The sequence below is a fragment of the Paraglaciecola sp. L1A13 genome (assembly GCF_009796745.1).
GTDB lineage: Bacteria > Pseudomonadota > Gammaproteobacteria > Enterobacterales > Alteromonadaceae > Paraglaciecola.
The window spans coordinates 4,730,611-4,747,579 of record NZ_CP047024.1; the positions used below are offsets into that span (position 1 = coordinate 4,730,611).

A 16,969-nucleotide genomic window follows, 5' to 3' on the forward strand; every position below is an offset into this window, starting at 1 on the left:
TGGCGCATACTAGTCATCTGTTTTTGAGGATAAATATACCTGCTGTGAAAGCCGTCTCACCAAAAAATAAAGATCCAAAAGTCGAGAAACTGAAAGTTCCACCTCACTCTATAGAGGCGGAGCAATCGGTGCTGGGCAGTATGTTGATCGCCCCTGACTCGTGGGATAAAGTCGCCGAGCTTGTTACCGAAGAAGACTTTTATAACCGCTCTCATCAGGTCATCTATAGCGCCATTTTACGGCTTCTAAAAAACAATCATCCAATTGATTTAATTACTGTTTCTGAGAATTTAGAAAACTTAGATGAACTCGAAGCAGCTGGCGGCTTTGCCTATCTTGGTGAACTTGCAAAAAATACTCCCAGCTCTGCTAACGTAACCGCTTATGCCAACATAATTAAAGAACGCGCTGTTGTACGAGAGTTAATTGGCGTTGCGCATGATATTGCTGATGTGGGGTATAACCCTGAGGGGCGCAACAGTGGTGAGTTACTCGATATGGCTGAGAGTAAAGTCTTCGAAATCGCCGAAAAGCGCACCGGTAAAAACGAAGGTCCCAGGGGCATTGAGACGATATTAACCAAAACTATCGACCGCCTTGAAGAACTCGTTAAAAATAATAAAGAAGTCACTGGTGTGTCTACCGGTTATACCGATTTAGATAAAAAAACCAGTGGTTTGCAGAAATCTGATTTAATCATAGTGGCGGCTCGCCCGTCCATGGGTAAAACAACTTTCGCCATGAACTTGTGTGAAAATGCCATGCTACTGGAAGAGAAACCGGTATTAGTATTTAGCCTTGAGATGCCTGCCGAACAAATTATGATGAGGATGCTGGCCTCTTTGAGCCGTGTTGACCAAACCAAGATTCGTACCGCTCAGTTAGATGATGAAGATTGGGCACGTATGTCAAATACCATGGCGATGCTCAAAGACAAAGACAATTTGTACGTAGATGATTCATCAGGCTTAACCCCCATGGAAGTTCGTACTCGCGCGCGTAAACTCGCTAGGGATCGTGGTGGTATCAGCTTGATTATGATCGATTACCTTCAACTTATGCAAGTTCCGGGGTTGAGTGATAATCGAAATTTGGAAATTGCAGAAATTTCACGCTCACTAAAATCCTTAGCTAAAGAACTTGAAGTGCCGGTAGTTGCGCTTTCCCAGCTAAACCGAGGATTAGAGCAACGTTCGGATAAACGCCCAATTAACTCGGATCTTCGTGAGTCAGGCTCAATCGAGCAGGATGCTGATTTAATTATGTTTATTTATCGGGATGAAGTTTATAACGAGGGTAGCGAAGATAAAGGTGTGGCAGAAATTATCATAGGCAAACAACGTAACGGTCCAATAGGCACCTCACGATTAACGTTTCAAGGCCAATTTTCTCGCTTTGATAACTATGCAGGGCCTGCCAGAGACGATGAATATTAACTGACTATTTTTTATGTTGTAGTGAGTTCTTGACTATAAATTTTAGATACAAAAAAGGAGGTGAATTTCACCTCCTTTTTTTATGCTTCAATCTAAGACTTTATTACTTAGATACTTTCTCACGCTCAGAGGCGCTAACACGTGCAACGATGCGACGGTTAATTTTATTAGCTTCTTTCGCGGTTGGTGCGTCAAGCAATTTGCTTTCACCAAAACCAACTGCAATTATGCGTGCTGGTTGAATATCATAGTCTTCAATCAATACCATGCGAACCGCTTTAGCGCGTTCTTCAGACAACCACTGGTTGTAATCGCTTTCGCCTGGAGCTGATGCGTAACCTTCGATTACTGTATCAGTAGATGGGAAACGTTTCATAAACGCAGCGAATTCTTTGATATCTGAATTGGCACGGTTTTCAATTTTGGCGCTGTTGTTGCCGAACAAGATACGTAATGTTTCTTCAACTTCAACTTCAGTGAATACACTACAACCTACCGCGTCAACTTTATCTGATGAAGGAGTATTAGCACATTTATCTTTGCTATCTACAACGCCATCATTATCTGAGTCAGACTCAGCAACCATTGCCAAAGCACAACCCATAGCGTCAACTTTAACACCTGGTGCAGTACCTGGACATTTGTCCATGCTGTTGTTTACGCCGTCATTGTCAGAATCGCGTGTTACAGGAGCAGACGTTGCGCCGAAGCTGTAAGCCAAACCAATTTTTGCGCTTAGGTCATGATAAGCTTCGCCAAAATCGTGATAAGCAGCGATTTCAGTAATTACACGCCATTTATCATTAATTGCCCAATGCTTACCCAAACCAACATTGGCTAAACGTGAGCTGTCAGCTAAATCCAAGTGTTTAACACCAGCAAATACATACATCAAGTCATCTGGTAAGAAGTACATAGCATCAACACCAAAGCGGTTGCCTGATTCATCGCCTAAACCATTAGTTTGATCGATGTTTAAATGAGACCACTCTATTCTCGCAGCCCACTGAGGCTTGAAGCGAAAACCAACTTCAGCACCGAAACCAACTCCGTCATCATAAAATGTAGGTACGCCATCCAACTCACCGTCAGTTTTATAATACTCAGCGAAACCACCTACCCATTTGTCGCCTTCAGGAACTGATTGTGCAAAAGCACCACCGGTGAAAGCAAGCAAGATACCCATGGCTGTCATGGTTTTTTTCATAATAAACGTCCTTAATGTAATGTGTTAATCATTTGATATCACTGCCTTCTAGGCATCGATATATCGTCTGATTTAGTGTGTAAAAAATTTATTGGCCCGTAATAGTTGCAATCAAGCAACGCTCATTGGCGTGATTTCTATGCTCGCCTAAATATATTCCTTGCCATATACCTAGTGCTAACCTTCCGTTTTGTATAGGAATTGTTAAGTTATTACCAAATATACTAGCTTTAATATGTGCAGGCATATCATCTGATCCCTCATAGTTATGCAGATAATATGCCGCATTCTCAGGAACAGTTTGATTAATGTGACTCTCTAGGTCCGACCTGACTGTTGGGTCTGCATTTTCATTAATCGTCAAACTGGCACTTGTATGCTGTATAAACAGATGCAAAATACCAATATTTACTTTTGCTATGCAATCTAGCTCTCGAACGATTTCATCTGTAATCAAGTGAAATCCTCGAGGTTTAGCGCTGATGCACAATCTAGATTGGTGCCAAACAGGTAAATTACTTGTCAAAACACATCTCTAAAAAAATTTTCCCATGGTCACTAGCAAATGGCATGATTAATTTTCGACCAGATGCCGTATGGCTTAGTGTATGATCTTTACCGAAAACTACAACCGGTGTAGCCATACCAAAATTGTAACCAAGTTTAGCCAACTCATTTTTTGCGCCACCACAAATCATGTTGGTCACTTCACCCACCATGTCGGCAACGTCATCATTAACTGCTTCTAAATGCTCACCTAACATGTTTTGCATGACTTTCAAGGCGATACTGGTCTCAAATGTAATCGACAACGAACCTTTAATATCATCGCCGACCATGCCAATTAATCCCGATACATCACCCCGAGCAAGCGGATCGGTTTTTTTCTGAGGCTTGCCTGGTACTAATTCTATTTGCGCCATGGTGCTGATTACATTGAGCAAAGCTGCAATAAATGGATTAATAAACTCTGCATTCATGTTTTATTTTGCTTCCTATCAATTAATATTTGGCTCAACACCATAACCCTTATTGACAGGTTGCGCACAAACCATGAGCTTCAATGGTTTGCTTGGAAACTTGAAAGCCATATGATTCAGCTTGTTTAACCAAAGTGTCCTGCAAACCTTCCGACTGAATCTCTTTTACCAAACCACATTTATCACAAATCAAAAACTGCACTGGGTGGCTGCAACCAAAGTGATGGCAGGCTACAAAAGCGTTTGTCGACTCCAACCTATGAATTAGACCAAATTCAAGCAAGAAATCCAAGGTGCGATAAACGGTCGCTGGTTTGGCATTGGTTTCTGTTTCTTTCAACGTATCCAGTAAATCATAAGCGCCCACCGCTCCTTCCTTGTCTAGCAAAAGTGCGTAAACCGTTTCCCGTAAATGGGTAAAACGTGCGCCTTTTTGCTCACAATATTGACGTGCCTTTTCTACTTGTGATCCAATGCTCATCTTTATGTTGCTGGCCTTCCTGCAAATGCCACCCCTTCATCACTAATAGCGAGATCGAAGCGCAATTACATTTATCGTTACATATTAGCGAAGTATATCATTCATCTAAAGCGCTTTGTACGAATAGTAACTTGATTTACATCATAAACTTAAGGAATTGATGCGCAATGTGGGTATCATTGTGTACAAATATTTATTAACGAAAGCTGAACGGTTAAATTCTAAGGGCGTCTTAGCAACATTCGAAATTCCATATTACGAATAATTACCTGTGCATAAGACTCATCATACCAATGAAAGCAGTAGTCGATAGCTGTTTAAAAAGGTGATTATAAAAGTATTATGATTAAGCAAAACATTCAAATTCAGGGCGACACACCAAATATTTGGTTTATTTTTAGCGCCGAAAAACTGTTGGTCCCTTATGGTCAACCTGGTCCACTTATTGAAGCATGGAATAACCTTCAATTTGCCCACGCTTATAAAGAACAAGTGGTTCAAATTGGCGAGCACAATGGTCACATATGTTATTTAGTGGATATGGGTAACGAACAAGTTCTACAACAAGATATACATCTAGCTCACCTCAGATCACTTTTACAGCAAGATGATTTAGAGGTATTTGCCATCGCAGCTCGTGCTTGGCAGGTAGCATTATTTTTGCGTACTCATCGATTCTGTGGGCAGTGTGGTTCAACGATGCAGAAAATCGACTGGGAAATGGCGATGCATTGCCATCGCTGCAACCACAGATGCTACCCCAGAATATCGCCTTGCATCATAGTGGCAATCCGTCACGAAGATAAAATTCTACTTGCTCAAGGAAAGCCTCAAAAAGAACGCAACATGTTCTCGACGCTTGCTGGTTTTGTCGAAAGTGGAGAAACACTTGAACACGCCGTCCACCGAGAAGTATTCGAAGAAGTAGGTGTGGCAATAAAAAATTTGCGCTATGTTTCAAGTCAACCTTGGCCTTTTCCACATTCATTGATGGTAGGTTTCTTAGCTGACTTCGACAGCGGCGATATAAAAGTGGACGGTCACGAGATAATTGAAGCCCATTGGTTCAAGTACGATGAGCTGCCGAATATTCCCCCGAAGTTTTCAATTGCAGGACAACTGATTGAGCGCACCATCCAAGAAATTTGTGCTGACTAACGTATAATAATAGATATAAAAAACCCCACTTTAAGTGGGGTTCGAATATTTTAGCGTCTAAGTCTCGTTTTTTCGAGCTTCTTATTGTTAGTTTGCTTTCGCAACAATGTTATAACAGAGTTCCCATTGCTGTTGCAAGTATTTACAATATTTAGGTTGATTTTCACTTCTTCATTGCTGCGAACAAGGTACAATGTCGACTTTTTTGGCCTAGGACTGGCGCACCACTTTTACAGAGGAAATTCATGCATTCTTTAAAAAACGACCGATATCTACGCGCACTACTGCGTCAACCCGTAGATGTGACTCCTGTATGGATGATGCGCCAAGCTGGCCGTTACCTACCTGAATATAAAGCAACACGGGCGCTAGCTGGCGATTTCATGTCTTTATGTAAAAACGCTGAATTAGCGTGTGAAGTGACATTACAACCTTTGCGCCGATATGATTTAGACGCGGCTATTTTGTTCTCAGACATACTCACCATCCCAGATGCAATGGGTTTGGGTTTGTATTTCGAGCAAGGAGAAGGCCCTAAGTTCGCTAGACCGATTACGTGTATGGCCGACATTCAAAATTTACCTGCGCCGGATCCAGAGCAAGAACTGCAATATGTCATGAATGCAGTGCGTACTATTCGCAAAAATTTACAAGGTGAAGTGCCGCTTATTGGCTTTTCAGGCAGTCCTTGGACCCTAGCTACATATATGATTGAAGGCGGTTCCAGTAAGGCATTTACCAAAATCAAAAAAATGGCCTTTAGTGAGCCCAAAGCACTACACCTATTACTGGATAAACTTGCCGATTCGGTCATTTTGTATTTGAATGCGCAAATCGCAGCAGGGGCACAATCTGTTATGGTTTTCGATACATGGGGCGGGGTATTATCACCTCGCGATTATCGGGATTTTTCTTTGCAATATATGCATAAAATCGTCGATGGATTAACCCGTGAAAATGATGGACGTAGAGTACCTGTTACCTTATTCACAAAAAATGCAGGAATGTGGCTAGAGTCTATTGCGGCAACGGGCTGTGACGGTATAGGTCTAGATTGGACCATAGATATCGACAATGCCAAGGCTCGGGTAGGCGATAAAGTCGCCCTTCAAGGCAATATGGATCCCTCTATGCTGTATGCATCACCGGAGCGAATCGAACAAGAGGTGCAACACATTCTAGCCGGATTTGGCGAAGGCCCGGGTCATGTATTTAATTTAGGCCATGGTATCCATTTAGATGTTCCACCCGAAAATGCCAAGGTATTTGTGGACGCAGTGCACAAATACAGCGCCCAGTACCACAAGAACTAAACAGGTTAACGTATTTCACGATGGAGTACACAGACAGTAAAAGGCAGCTTAATCGCTGCCTTTTTGCAGTCTGTATGCTTACTCCGTTAAAAAAAGCTATTTAAGAACGTCGTTAAGGTAAGTAGCAATGCGGATCCCAGCCATTTGTAAGCGCAATTGCGCCTGTGGCAGATGGTTATATAAATAGTCCCACGATATCTTCTCTTCTTTTGGATAAATCTCATCGCGGATTTTAACGCTCTCAGCAATCCAAACCTGTGGGTCAACAACGCTCCAAGTATCAATATCTTGTAAGCTAATCTTGCGGTTCAAGCGCACGGTCCATTCTGTGTATGACAGTTGACGCTGGTCAAGTAGCTCACTGTCCCATACTCGATGTAAATTAGAATCTTTCCAAAAAAAGTTAACCTTCACATCATTTCCGCCGCGATCAGTACCATTTCCGGCGTGCAATGGTTGATGTAAATCGCCAATAATATGTACGATGAAGCGCAATGCTAATTGCTTTTCTTCTTTGCTCGTTTTGCTGTCCTTTAACGTGGCGGTAAACATTTTCAATGCACTTACCCCATCACCTTCTTTTGGCGCTCCAACTTGTGCATAGGTTTTACCTTCAGGGATCGTTACATAGTGAAACGGCCCCGCTGTTTCCTGCCAAAATACCTCAGGATTAGAACGCATTTCGTCTGGATAAGTTGCCGCTTCAGCTAAATCTTCGTTAGGCAGCAAAGCGCTGATTTCAGCCTGAGCATGAGGTGTTAGATGTTGTTGGGCGATGGCTCCCGTTATCCTATGACCTATCTGCCCCCATGCCAATACGTTAACACTAAAGGTTGCTACGACTAGCCCCAAAATAACTTTCTGCATAAATGATTAATCCCTACTTAAATGCCCTTGCTGAGCGCTGAAAATGTGTCGAATACTATGTTTTGCTATTGTGACAACTTTTTTAATAAACGCTGGTGAATACCACCAAAGTCGCCGTTACTCATAATCAGCACGTGATCGCCTGGTTTAACGTACGACAGAATAGATTTCTCCAGTACGTCTAGGTCACTGTGCAACGAAGCCGTCACATCGCTTTGGGCTAAAAGTGCATCCATCGACCAGCTAAGATTTCCTGGCTGATAAATAAAAACCTGATCTGCCGCAGACCATGACTTGGCTAACGTCTGTTTATGTACCCCCATTTTCATGGTGTTAGAACGTGGTTCTAGCACAGCTAAAATACGGGCATCACCTACCTTAGCTCGCAGCCCTTGTAAAGTCGTTGCTATTGCTGTGGGATGATGGGCAAAATCGTCGTAAATCGTTATACCGTTTACGGTACCCAACACTTCCATACGCCGCTTAGCATTTATAAAGCTACCTAGCGCTTCAATAGCAACTTCTGGTAACACACCAGCATGACGCGCCGCAATAATAGCCATCATGGCATTTTGTACATTGTGCTGACCTAACAACGACCATTTAACGCGGCCAAAAGCACTACCTTTGTACACCACATCAAACTCACTGCCATCAGGTAACGCATTTGTCACTTGCCAGTCACTACCAACAAACTGCACAGGCGACCAACAACCTTTATCGAGCACTTGTGTAATATGCTGATCGGCTTTTGGTGCAATAACCAACCCATTGCCTGGCAGCATACGAATAAGATGATGAAATTGCTTCTGAATATCAGCGATGCTGTCAAAGATATCAGCATGGTCAAACTCAATATTATTAATAACCAGCGTACGCGGACGGTAATGCACAAATTTTGAGCGCTTATCAAAAAAAGCGCTGTCATATTCATCAGCCTCTATTACGAAGAAAGGGGTTTCTCCTAAGCGCGCAGAAATATGAAAATTTTGCGGGATCCCACCAATCAAAAAACCCGGTGACATTCCCGCGAATTCGAGTATCCACGCCAACATACTTGAGGTACTGGTTTTACCATGGGTACCAGAAACCGCCAATACCCAACGATCTTTGAGTACGTTCTCTAATAGCCATTGAGGGCCACTTGTATAGGGTATTCCGCGATTCAGTACATATTCTACGGCAAGATTACCACGAGAAAGTGCATTACCAATGATGACGATATCTGGTTGCGGATCAAACTGACTATCATCAAATCCTTGGGTTAATTCGATGCCCAACTCTTCCAATTGCGTGCTCATTGGCGGGTAAACATTATTGTCTGAGCCGGTCACTTTATGGCCCATCGCCTTAGCAATCGCCGCGATACCGCCCATAAACGTCCCACAAATACCTAAAATATGTAGATGCATATGATTTTTTCTAGAATAAATAGGTCCCTAGATTACCAGATACTGACACCAGTTCGCACTGACAAGATGACAATTTAATGATCAACAATACAAACTACGTTATTCTGGGCTGAGTTTTATGACAAATCCAGTTACACTCATTAGTTCTTGCACAGCGATCATAAAAATAACAATATTCGTCTGTAATTCTGTCCCTACAATCGTGATAAAAGGCCAAGGTAATACATGAAAAGACTTAACTCGCAACTTCAAGAAGATGGCGCTCCTATGGAGCTTATTCTGCTACTAAGAACACTTTTAGCAGGATGTAAGGAAATATCATTTAGGGTTAGCCAAGGGGCATTAGCAGGCGTACTCGGCTCAACCTTGAGTGAAAATGTTCAAGGCGAGACGCAAAAAAAATTGGATGTTATATCTAACCAGATTCTTAAAGATATTTTAAGTGAATCAGGCTATGTGAAGGCCATATCGTCAGAAGAAGAAGATGATGTAGTACCTTGTAATCCCAATGGTAACTACTTAGTTAGCTTTGATCCCCTAGACGGCTCATCAAATACTGATATTAATAGTCTTATCGGTACCATCTTTTCTATTACCCACGCCCCACAATGGATGGATGCGGATGACCCATCTGCATTTTTACAGCCCGGTACACAGATAGTTGCCGCTGGATATGTTTTATATGGCCCAAGTGCCATGCTTGCCTTGAGTACAGGGCGCGGCACCCACTTGTACACACTTGATAAAACTCATGGCGGTTTTTTATTAACCCAAAAAGATGTACAAGTGCCCAAGCAAACGTCTGAATTTGCCATCAATGCATCCAACCAGCGTCATTGGGAAGATCCTGTACAAGACTACATCGGCGATTTAATTGCTGGTGAAGATGGTCCGCGTGGTAAAGACTTTAACATGCGTTGGGTGGCAGCCATGGTAGGAGACATTCACCGCGTACTTAGTCGCGGAGGTATATTTATGTATCCTTTTGACAAGCGCAACCCTGAAATGCCAGGAAAGCTACGCTTACTTTACGAAGCCAACCCAATGGCATTTTTGATGGAACAAGCGGGTGGCTTGGCATCAACGGGCCAAGGTAGAATATTGGAAGTAATGCCGACTGAAATCCATCAGCGAGTACCGGTAATTCTAGGCTCCAAGGAAGAAGTAGAAACTTGTTTAACCTACTACAAAGCCTAAATTATATTTAGAAAATCAATAAAAAAAAGCGCTTTAAAGCGCTTTTTTTATATTCGCTGTACGCTAGCTAAAACTTAACGGGGTAGTAACCTTGTGCGTCTTTCTTGCCAAAAAACTGAGCCGCTTGATGTACTTCTTCAGGCAACGCATTATCAGGTTTAAAACGGCCATTAATACGAAACGCTAGCGAACTTGGAATATGTGCCACAGCACTTAAACCAAAGCTGTTAGGTTCATTAATAGTCATCACTATTTCTTTGTTTTCACATTTGAGCGTAGCTTCAAAATTGCCTAACTCAATATCTTGCTGTGTCCCTTGTACTTTAGCTTTTAACCACAAACCTTGGCCTGTCATTGCTGTACAATGCTCACTATAATCTAGTTCCTCTAGGGCAATTTTAAAGCGCCCGCTAGCATTGACTGGAATCGGTAAAGGCAAACTACTGATCACTAAGCTTGTTGGTAAAAATATCTGCAGGTCTTCCCCTTGCACGCGACCATTGGATATCGCTACATTACCGTTCAGAGAAATATCTTCCACCTCACGAATATTGCCTGCTTTTAGATTCAAACTGGCTGAGCCTGTAAGCAATGGCAAAAAGGCCAATTCCCAATTCAAATCATGCACAGGCAACCCCTGTACCGTTACCATGGATGCATGACCACTCCAAATGGTACCCGATACCCCGTGCACCGTCACTTCTGGCGGCAGTTGAACTCGTGAAATAACTTGCGCTGCAGGTAGTTTAGCAATGAGAAAAATAGCGTAAATAACTAGGCAGGTAATGCCCCATTTTAAAACTGACTTCATAATTTACCTAATTTCAAACGACGGATCTTAACCTCTCCTGGTGCATCACTCTCAGCGATATCTACATCCAAGATACTGATCCCCATTTCTTCCATAGACTTAAGCCAATCTAATACATCGTTAAAAGATGCCTGATCAACCCATACTTGTAATTCATCACCTTGGGGCTGCATGCGGGTTATGGCAATATTTGCTCTTGCGGCTGTTTGATTTGCGGCTTGGGCGAGTGAACCATTAAAACCAGCGACTACACCCTGTGCAGCTCTGAGCTGCATGGCTCGATTAGCATTCTTTTGCACCCAACTTAATAATGATTTTTGTGCAATGACTGCTTTTTGGTCACGTTCAATAGCGTGGTTTAATGGCGCCCAAACTAACCAATAAAACATACCCACGACCACCACAACTGCAGAGATAATAACTAGGCGTTGCTCACGCTCTGTTAGCTGACTAAATTTTTGTTTAAGCATATTCATATTAGCTCCTTACCACCAACGAACCGTATACTAAATCATTACGGTTATTGATTGCTCCTTGCTCTACTTCAAAACCTTGAGCTTCAGCTAAACGCTTAAATTCTTCTAACGATTCAAAGTTTGTAGCCATGGCTTGCATTCTTATCTCTCTGCGAGCTGAATCGAATTTCACACTGGCCGGTTTCACCTGACTTGTAGCAAATGCCTCTGAAAGCTGGTTCATCATTACTAGCATGGACGAGCTGCCAGTTCCTTGTTCAAGGGCTGCCATTTTACTGCGCATAGTCGCGCGCAGGTCTCGATAAGCGCCAGCTTTAGGAAATGCACGTTGAAACTCCGCTTTAACTTGCTGAGACAACGCCGCTTTCTCGCTGCTTAGTTGCTGCTGCATCGCAACTTTATCAATCAAAGTTGTACACAGTGCAATCACAGCTAATACAGCGGCTAAGCGCCATTTTCTAAAATCCCCGCCTTGCTTTTTCCGGGATTTAAATTCACCTTGCAGTAAATTAAAATGCGTTGCCTGTAATCCACTTGCCAAAATTTTCATCGGCATATCAACTGGCTTCTCATGTAATACGACGTTATTCATTTCAGCAGCAGAAAGACTAGTGTAATTATCTAAAGGCAGCGGTACTGCTAACTGCTTAGCGTGATGGTTAATAGCTTGCACCAGCCAGTTTTTTTCGCCTTGAATGCCAGCCCACTGATCTTGACGAATTAATAACTGTTCGCCTAATTCTAGGGCAGCCCAACCTTCGGCAGGCTCCGGTACCGCTAATATATCGGGTAAAATGCGTTCACATTGTAAACCAGCCTCTGCAAGTTGTGTCTGCCAAGCGTGTAAACGTACCTTGCTCACTACAGCAACCGCTTGTTGATTACCTTTTCGCCCACCTAATGCAAAAAACTGCGCGCCGATATCCCCGCTAATTTCATCCTCTAACATAAACGGAATGGCACTAAGGGCTTTACGTCCACCTTTATTTGGTAATGTCACCCATTTAAGCAGTACGTCACTCGTAGGCACGAGCACGATAATAGGCCGCTGACCTGCACGATCTTTTAACGATGACAAATGCTCTGCATCTGGAAGCTCACCGCTTGCAATAACGTCATCACCTTGGGCTGAACACACGATCCAATGGATTATGTCATCTTCATTTGAACCCAATCTAACTATTAATTGTTCCATTATGCTAGCCTACTCTGGTCTTTACACATGCTGTTTATGTCTATTAGACCCATGTGTGGGTTACTATTTTTATCATTTTTCATAGGGTGCCAAATTCTCTGCGCAACAACGTCACATTCTCACTTTCATCCACTGCAAATACGCTAACCATTGAAAACGTGGCGTCATTGTAAGCAGTCTTAACTTCTAACAAGAAGTGCCCAGTGGTGACGTCAAACCAATCGTCACGCTCATCAGGCATATTTAGTGCTGTAATAGCACTACTGGCCAAGAAGTCAGCTACGGTTTTGAAGCCATCCTTAGGACGATTAGTTATAATGCCTTGCGCCTCAGACAAGCTTAAACCAGTCAAGGCAGCCAACACAGGCGCGCTTTTTTCATCTATGGTATTGACGTTAATTTTAAGGTCATCATTGCCCGGTATCACGCATACCTGCTTTAGCAATACGTCAAGCCATTCACTACTGACACCATTGACCAAACGTAATTCTGTTTTGTGTGCCATCAAATTATTGGCTGCAAGATAGGGGAATTGGCGTGATTCATACTCACTGTCTTCGGCCCCTTGTTGACTCATATCGCTGTCGCTATCTAACCAGTCCACCAGCGAGTCACTAAAAGTATCTATATCGTAGGTACTAATATCGCCGTTAACGTTCTCCATCAGGCGTTTAAACGCCATTTGACGCTCACTTGGGCCGCTAGTCCCACCAGCACTACTTTGCGTACCACCACGTAAACTATTCACGTTGAAACAACTTTGCATATCGTATAGTTGCGCTTGAATGCCGCCGCCCTCTAAGGGATAAACAAATGGTTCAGACCATTGTTGGTCAAAGCTGATTACGCCATCACTGTTTTCCAGTAAAAGCTTAATGGATTTCTGCGCGTATTGTTCTGCGCCCATGGCGTACCAATAGGCTTGATTGTTGTCTTTTATATTTGATGCACGTTTAACTTGCAGCTGTAAACGAGAACCCATTTCAGTTGCCAGCACACTCACTAATGCCACGATTAGCAATACAATAATCAGCGCAACACCGGTCTGATGCTGTTTTGGTTTCATTAAATGATTCATGAGCTACTGCCGGAGAGTAAAAATTCTCGGCGAATAAAACCAAAATCTTGACTCGTAAATTCGATTGCAACAGCTTTAGGCAGCACGGTATCGCTGTAATCTTCTTGCCATGCTGAGTCGCCTTCTTCATCCTCTTGGGCTGAAATAAAGTACACTTTGAAATCATCTATGTTTTCCAGCAGTACTTTGACCTTAGGCTCATAACCAATCACATTATCAACATAGTTGCCGTATAAACGCTGTAACTGGCGCTCCTGCACCCGATAACCCACACCCTGCAAAGTACTGCGTGGCAATCTTAATTGTGGGTTATACCAACCGCCATGTACAAACGCGAGTCCATCGTGGTCACTCTCGAGAACACCGTCGCCGCCATACATTACGCGCTCACTCGCTTCACCTTCCACTCGAACGGGTCGCTCAACAGCTTGTAACACATCACGCTCGAGGGTGAGCATAGCGCGCTGTAATGTTTGAAGTTTGCCGAAACGCTCATTAGACAACTTGTCACTATCGATCACGCTAGTAAGTACACCTGTGCTTGCTATGCCAATCAGGGTAAAAATTGCCATAGCAATCAAAATTTCAAGCAGTGTAAAACCTCTGGCTCTCCCTAGAGATGAAGAACGATTGTTCGCTGCAATAGAATCAAGGTAACTATGCATCGGTATCTCGCTTTGCCACAAAAGTCACAACCGAGGTAATAGGCGCCGCAAGTTTCTCGTCTAAGGCTACGCTGACCTCAACCGACAACAACTCTTTGTCATTAGTTTTGGTCACTTTTTGTTGCCAATACCAAGTTCGGTCTGCCATATCCTGCTCACCTTTGGCATTATTTTTTGGCGGCCACTGAGTCGATAACTGTAATTGCGTTAAGCGATTATTTGCCACCCAAGTAGCAAAGGTAATCTCTTCAATTTGTCCAATGCTAGCAAGATGGTCGCTGGCAGCTTTCATAATTGCGGTAGCTGTCATAGCGAAAATGACTAATGCCACCATCACTTCCAACAAGGTCATGCCTTTTTGCTGTGCGGTGCATGAACTCATAACTGATCCAGCGGACCGTCAACCGTTACGGGTAACGAATCTTGAACATTCACTCGAAAATAACTCGGTACTTCAGATGAAAATCCAGGGTCATATGCAAAAGATAAAGAAAAAGGGGTGATATCACCGCTTGATAATAGAAAGACTTGTGGTGGAGGAAGCGTTTTTTCTTCCTCATCACCTATACTGACGCTGTCATCACTGACGGATAACTCGGCATCAATAGTAGACTCGTTAAATAGGCTATCGTCTGTGTCCCAAGGTAAATCATTCAGTTCTAATTCGAAGGTGAATTCGTCAGGCAAGATATGCGCCTCGAATGTTTTATCGCTAGCGATAAGTTGCCAATTCTGCTCTTCATCGAGCACCATAAAGCTATATTGATTTTTATCTTGGTCGACTCTTAAACCCAGCTGTTTCTGGTTTAGTACGGCAAAATCAGATGCCATACTAAACACCACCTGAAAGCGCTGCACTTGTTTTTTGAGGCGGTCTTGACCACTTTGCCCCCCGATATTAAATACCACAGTGCCTGCTAGTAATCCCATTATGACCAGCACTAACATCACTTCTATTAAGGTGAACCCTCGCGATTTTCGGGGAGTTGCGCTAAACGAGTTAAAAAAGGCAGACTGTGGCACTGAGCAACTAACCTAAATAATCGTTAAGATTCCAGTTCCCAATGTCATCATCGGTTCCGGCCTCACCGTCAGGACCATTGGAGAAGATATCGATTACCCCTACTTCGCCTGGGCTCAATAATTGATAAGGATTACCCCATGGATCTTGAGGCAAACGCTTGATAAATCCGCCTTCCTGGTAATTGCGCGGAATAGGATCAATCGTTGGAATAGTCACTAAGGCCTCTAAACCTTGCTCACTGGTAGGAAACACATTATTGCGCAACTTGTACATCTCAAGAGCACTTTCAAGCTGCTGAATATCCACAGCGGCCTTTTTCACTTGCGCTTGCTCTTGATTGCCTAAAATTGATGGCGCGATCATCGACGCCATAATGCCGATAATAAGTAAAACTACCATGACTTCAATCAAGCTAAAGCCGCGCTGGGTACGTTGTAACATTTTCATTTAAAGATTCACCATGTTGTTTAAAGCTAAAATAGGTTGCAGGATGGCCATTACAATAAACAGCACAATACCCGCCATAGAGACAATCAAGAGTGGTTCAAATACTTTCAGTGACACACCTACCAAAGATTCAAACTCTCTATCTTGGTTATCTGCCGCTCGACCAAGCATCTGGGTCAGCTCACCACTGCGTTCACCAGAGGCAATCATATGCATCATCATCGGCGGAAACATCTTAGTACGTTCAAGAGCTGCACGTAGGCTTGAGCCTTCTTTTACATTGATTGATGCACCTTTGACCTCATCACGAATGTACAAGTTCGCCAGCACATCACTAGAAATTTTCATGCTCTCAAGCAAGGGCACCGAACTAGAGGTTAATATGCTCAATGTACGAGCAAAGCGTGCCGTGTTGAGGCCTTTAGAGACCTTGCCCAGTAAGGGTAAGCCAAGAATAAAATGATGATAACGTTTTTTCATGACTGGTTGCTGTAACACACGACTTATCACCATCGCGAGCAATGCCAGCACGACTATCAGTATCAAACCATAGCTTTGCATCCACTCACTTACACTGATCAGCACTTTAGTAATAGTAGGTAAGTCTTGTCCCATATGATCGAACTGACCAACAATTTTGGGTACCACCACGGTGAGTAATAAAATAACGATACCCATGGCAAAAAACATCATAAGCAGGGGATACACCAAGGCTTGGGTTATTTGGCTGCGGGTTTGTTGACGTTTTTCTGTGTAATCAGCCAATCGATTTAATACGGTATCTAAGTGTCCAGATTTTTCACCTGCGGCCACCATGGCGCGAAATAACTCATCAAAAACATGGGGGAATTCAGCCATCGCATCAGCCAAGTTGTAACCTTCGACAACTTTACTGCGTACCGCCATCATCATGTTTTTCTGGCGCGGTTTTTCAGATTGTTGCGCCACCGCCATCAATGCTTCTTCAATCGGCAATGATGACTCAACTAAGGTCGCGAGTTGACGGGTAAGCAAAGCGAGATCAGAGGCAGAAATCTTAGGTTTAAACAACGAAAACTGTGTAGCGGATTGTCGCTCCTTCTCTGCGACTTGCTCCACTTCTAACGGAATAAGGTGTTGCTCACGCAATTGCTGGCGTATTTGTCTAGCGTTGTCGCCTTCTAGTACACCGCTTTTATTTTTGCCGTTTCTATCAAGTGCTTTAAATGCAAACGCTGCCATT

Annotated in this window: 19 protein-coding genes; 4 read left to right on the plus strand and 15 right to left on the minus strand. The window is 43.2% G+C overall.

Annotation, left to right across the window (positions count from 1 at the left end; translation table 11 throughout):
• Positions 1-44 precede the first annotated feature (44 nt).
• A complete protein-coding gene (gene dnaB / locus GQR89_RS20170) occupies positions 45-1,436 on the plus strand; it encodes a replicative DNA helicase (protein ID WP_158771879.1) in 1,392 nt (463 codons plus the stop codon).
• A 103-nt stretch (positions 1,437-1,539) separates the two neighbouring features.
• Here dnaB and GQR89_RS20175 read toward each other — a convergent pair whose 3' ends face one another.
• The 4 genes from GQR89_RS20175 to GQR89_RS20190 form a co-directional block, all read right to left on the minus strand.
• Complete coding sequence (locus GQR89_RS20175) at positions 1,540-2,643, minus strand: OmpA family protein (RefSeq protein WP_158771880.1); 1,104 nt, start codon at positions 2,641-2,643, stop codon at positions 1,540-1,542.
• 88 nt (positions 2,644-2,731) lie between these two features.
• Positions 2,732-3,169 (minus strand): secondary thiamine-phosphate synthase enzyme YjbQ, encoded by a 438-nt coding sequence (locus tag GQR89_RS20180; protein WP_158771881.1) that lies wholly within the window; start codon positions 3,167-3,169, stop codon positions 2,732-2,734.
• A complete protein-coding gene (locus GQR89_RS20185) occupies positions 3,159-3,623 on the minus strand; it encodes a chemotaxis protein CheX (RefSeq protein WP_158771882.1) in 465 nt (154 codons plus the stop codon). Before GQR89_RS20185 ends, GQR89_RS20180 begins: the two co-directional genes overlap by 11 nt.
• Positions 3,624-3,672: 49 nt before the next feature.
• Entirely contained in the window at positions 3,673-4,104 is a 432-nt protein-coding gene (locus GQR89_RS20190; RefSeq protein WP_158771883.1) for a transcriptional repressor, read from the minus strand.
• Between the two features lie 342 nt (positions 4,105-4,446).
• On the opposite strand from GQR89_RS20190, the gene nudC reads away from it, so the two are divergent.
• Both nudC and hemE read left to right on the plus strand, forming a co-directional pair.
• Positions 4,447-5,262, plus strand: a complete 816-nt coding sequence (gene nudC, locus GQR89_RS20195) for an NAD(+) diphosphatase (RefSeq protein WP_158771884.1) — start codon at positions 4,447-4,449, stop codon at positions 5,260-5,262.
• A gap of 245 nt (positions 5,263-5,507) precedes the next feature.
• Positions 5,508-6,575: a uroporphyrinogen decarboxylase gene (gene hemE / locus GQR89_RS20200; protein ID WP_158771885.1), complete on the plus strand. Its 1,068-nt coding sequence runs from the start codon at positions 5,508-5,510 to the stop codon at positions 6,573-6,575.
• 96 nt (positions 6,576-6,671) lie between these two features.
• Here hemE and GQR89_RS20205 read toward each other — a convergent pair whose 3' ends face one another.
• Entirely contained in the window at positions 6,672-7,442 is a 771-nt protein-coding gene (locus tag GQR89_RS20205) for a S1/P1 nuclease (RefSeq protein ID WP_158771886.1), read from the minus strand.
• A gap of 65 nt (positions 7,443-7,507) precedes the next feature.
• A complete protein-coding gene (gene mpl / locus GQR89_RS20210) occupies positions 7,508-8,854 on the minus strand; it encodes a UDP-N-acetylmuramate:L-alanyl-gamma-D-glutamyl-meso-diaminopimelate ligase (protein WP_158771887.1) in 1,347 nt (448 codons plus the stop codon).
• 225 nt (positions 8,855-9,079) lie between these two features.
• Between mpl and GQR89_RS20215 the strand changes: the two genes are divergently transcribed.
• Positions 9,080-10,051, plus strand: a complete 972-nt coding sequence (locus GQR89_RS20215) for a class 1 fructose-bisphosphatase (protein ID WP_158771888.1) — start codon at positions 9,080-9,082, stop codon at positions 10,049-10,051.
• A 67-nt stretch (positions 10,052-10,118) separates the two neighbouring features.
• On the opposite strand, the gene GQR89_RS20220 is transcribed toward GQR89_RS20215, so the two are convergent.
• The 9 genes from GQR89_RS20220 to gspF form a co-directional block, all read right to left on the minus strand.
• Positions 10,119-10,862, minus strand: a complete 744-nt coding sequence (locus tag GQR89_RS20220) for a type II secretion system protein N (RefSeq protein WP_158771889.1) — start codon at positions 10,860-10,862, stop codon at positions 10,119-10,121.
• Positions 10,859-11,338, minus strand: a complete 480-nt coding sequence (gspM, locus tag GQR89_RS20225; RefSeq protein ID WP_158771890.1) for a type II secretion system protein GspM — start codon at positions 11,336-11,338, stop codon at positions 10,859-10,861. The genes GQR89_RS20220 and gspM overlap by 4 nt, the downstream gene beginning before the upstream one ends.
• Before the next feature lies 1 nt (position 11,339).
• A complete protein-coding gene (gene gspL / locus GQR89_RS20230; RefSeq protein WP_158771891.1) occupies positions 11,340-12,533 on the minus strand; it encodes a type II secretion system protein GspL in 1,194 nt (397 codons plus the stop codon).
• A gap of 79 nt (positions 12,534-12,612) precedes the next feature.
• Positions 12,613-13,599: a type II secretion system minor pseudopilin GspK gene (gene gspK, locus GQR89_RS20235; protein ID WP_370460982.1), complete on the minus strand. Its 987-nt coding sequence runs from the start codon at positions 13,597-13,599 to the stop codon at positions 12,613-12,615.
• An 8-nt stretch (positions 13,600-13,607) separates the two neighbouring features.
• Positions 13,608-14,276, minus strand: a complete 669-nt coding sequence (gene gspJ, locus GQR89_RS20240; protein ID WP_158771893.1) for a type II secretion system minor pseudopilin GspJ — start codon at positions 14,274-14,276, stop codon at positions 13,608-13,610.
• A complete protein-coding gene (gene gspI, locus GQR89_RS20245) occupies positions 14,269-14,658 on the minus strand; it encodes a type II secretion system minor pseudopilin GspI (protein WP_158771894.1) in 390 nt (129 codons plus the stop codon). Before gspI ends, gspJ begins: the two co-directional genes overlap by 8 nt.
• On the minus strand, positions 14,655-15,299 hold the full coding sequence (gene gspH / locus GQR89_RS20250; RefSeq protein WP_158771895.1) for a type II secretion system minor pseudopilin GspH: 645 nt from the start codon (positions 15,297-15,299) through the stop codon (positions 14,655-14,657). Before gspH ends, gspI begins: the two co-directional genes overlap by 4 nt.
• A 7-nt stretch (positions 15,300-15,306) precedes the next feature.
• Positions 15,307-15,747, minus strand: coding sequence for a type II secretion system major pseudopilin GspG (gene gspG / locus GQR89_RS20255; protein WP_158771896.1), 441 nt, complete (start codon positions 15,745-15,747; stop codon positions 15,307-15,309).
• Positions 15,748-16,968, minus strand: coding sequence for a type II secretion system inner membrane protein GspF (gspF, locus tag GQR89_RS20260; RefSeq protein ID WP_158771897.1), 1,221 nt, complete (start codon positions 16,966-16,968; stop codon positions 15,748-15,750). It lies immediately after the preceding gene.
• Position 16,969 lies beyond the last annotated feature (1 nt).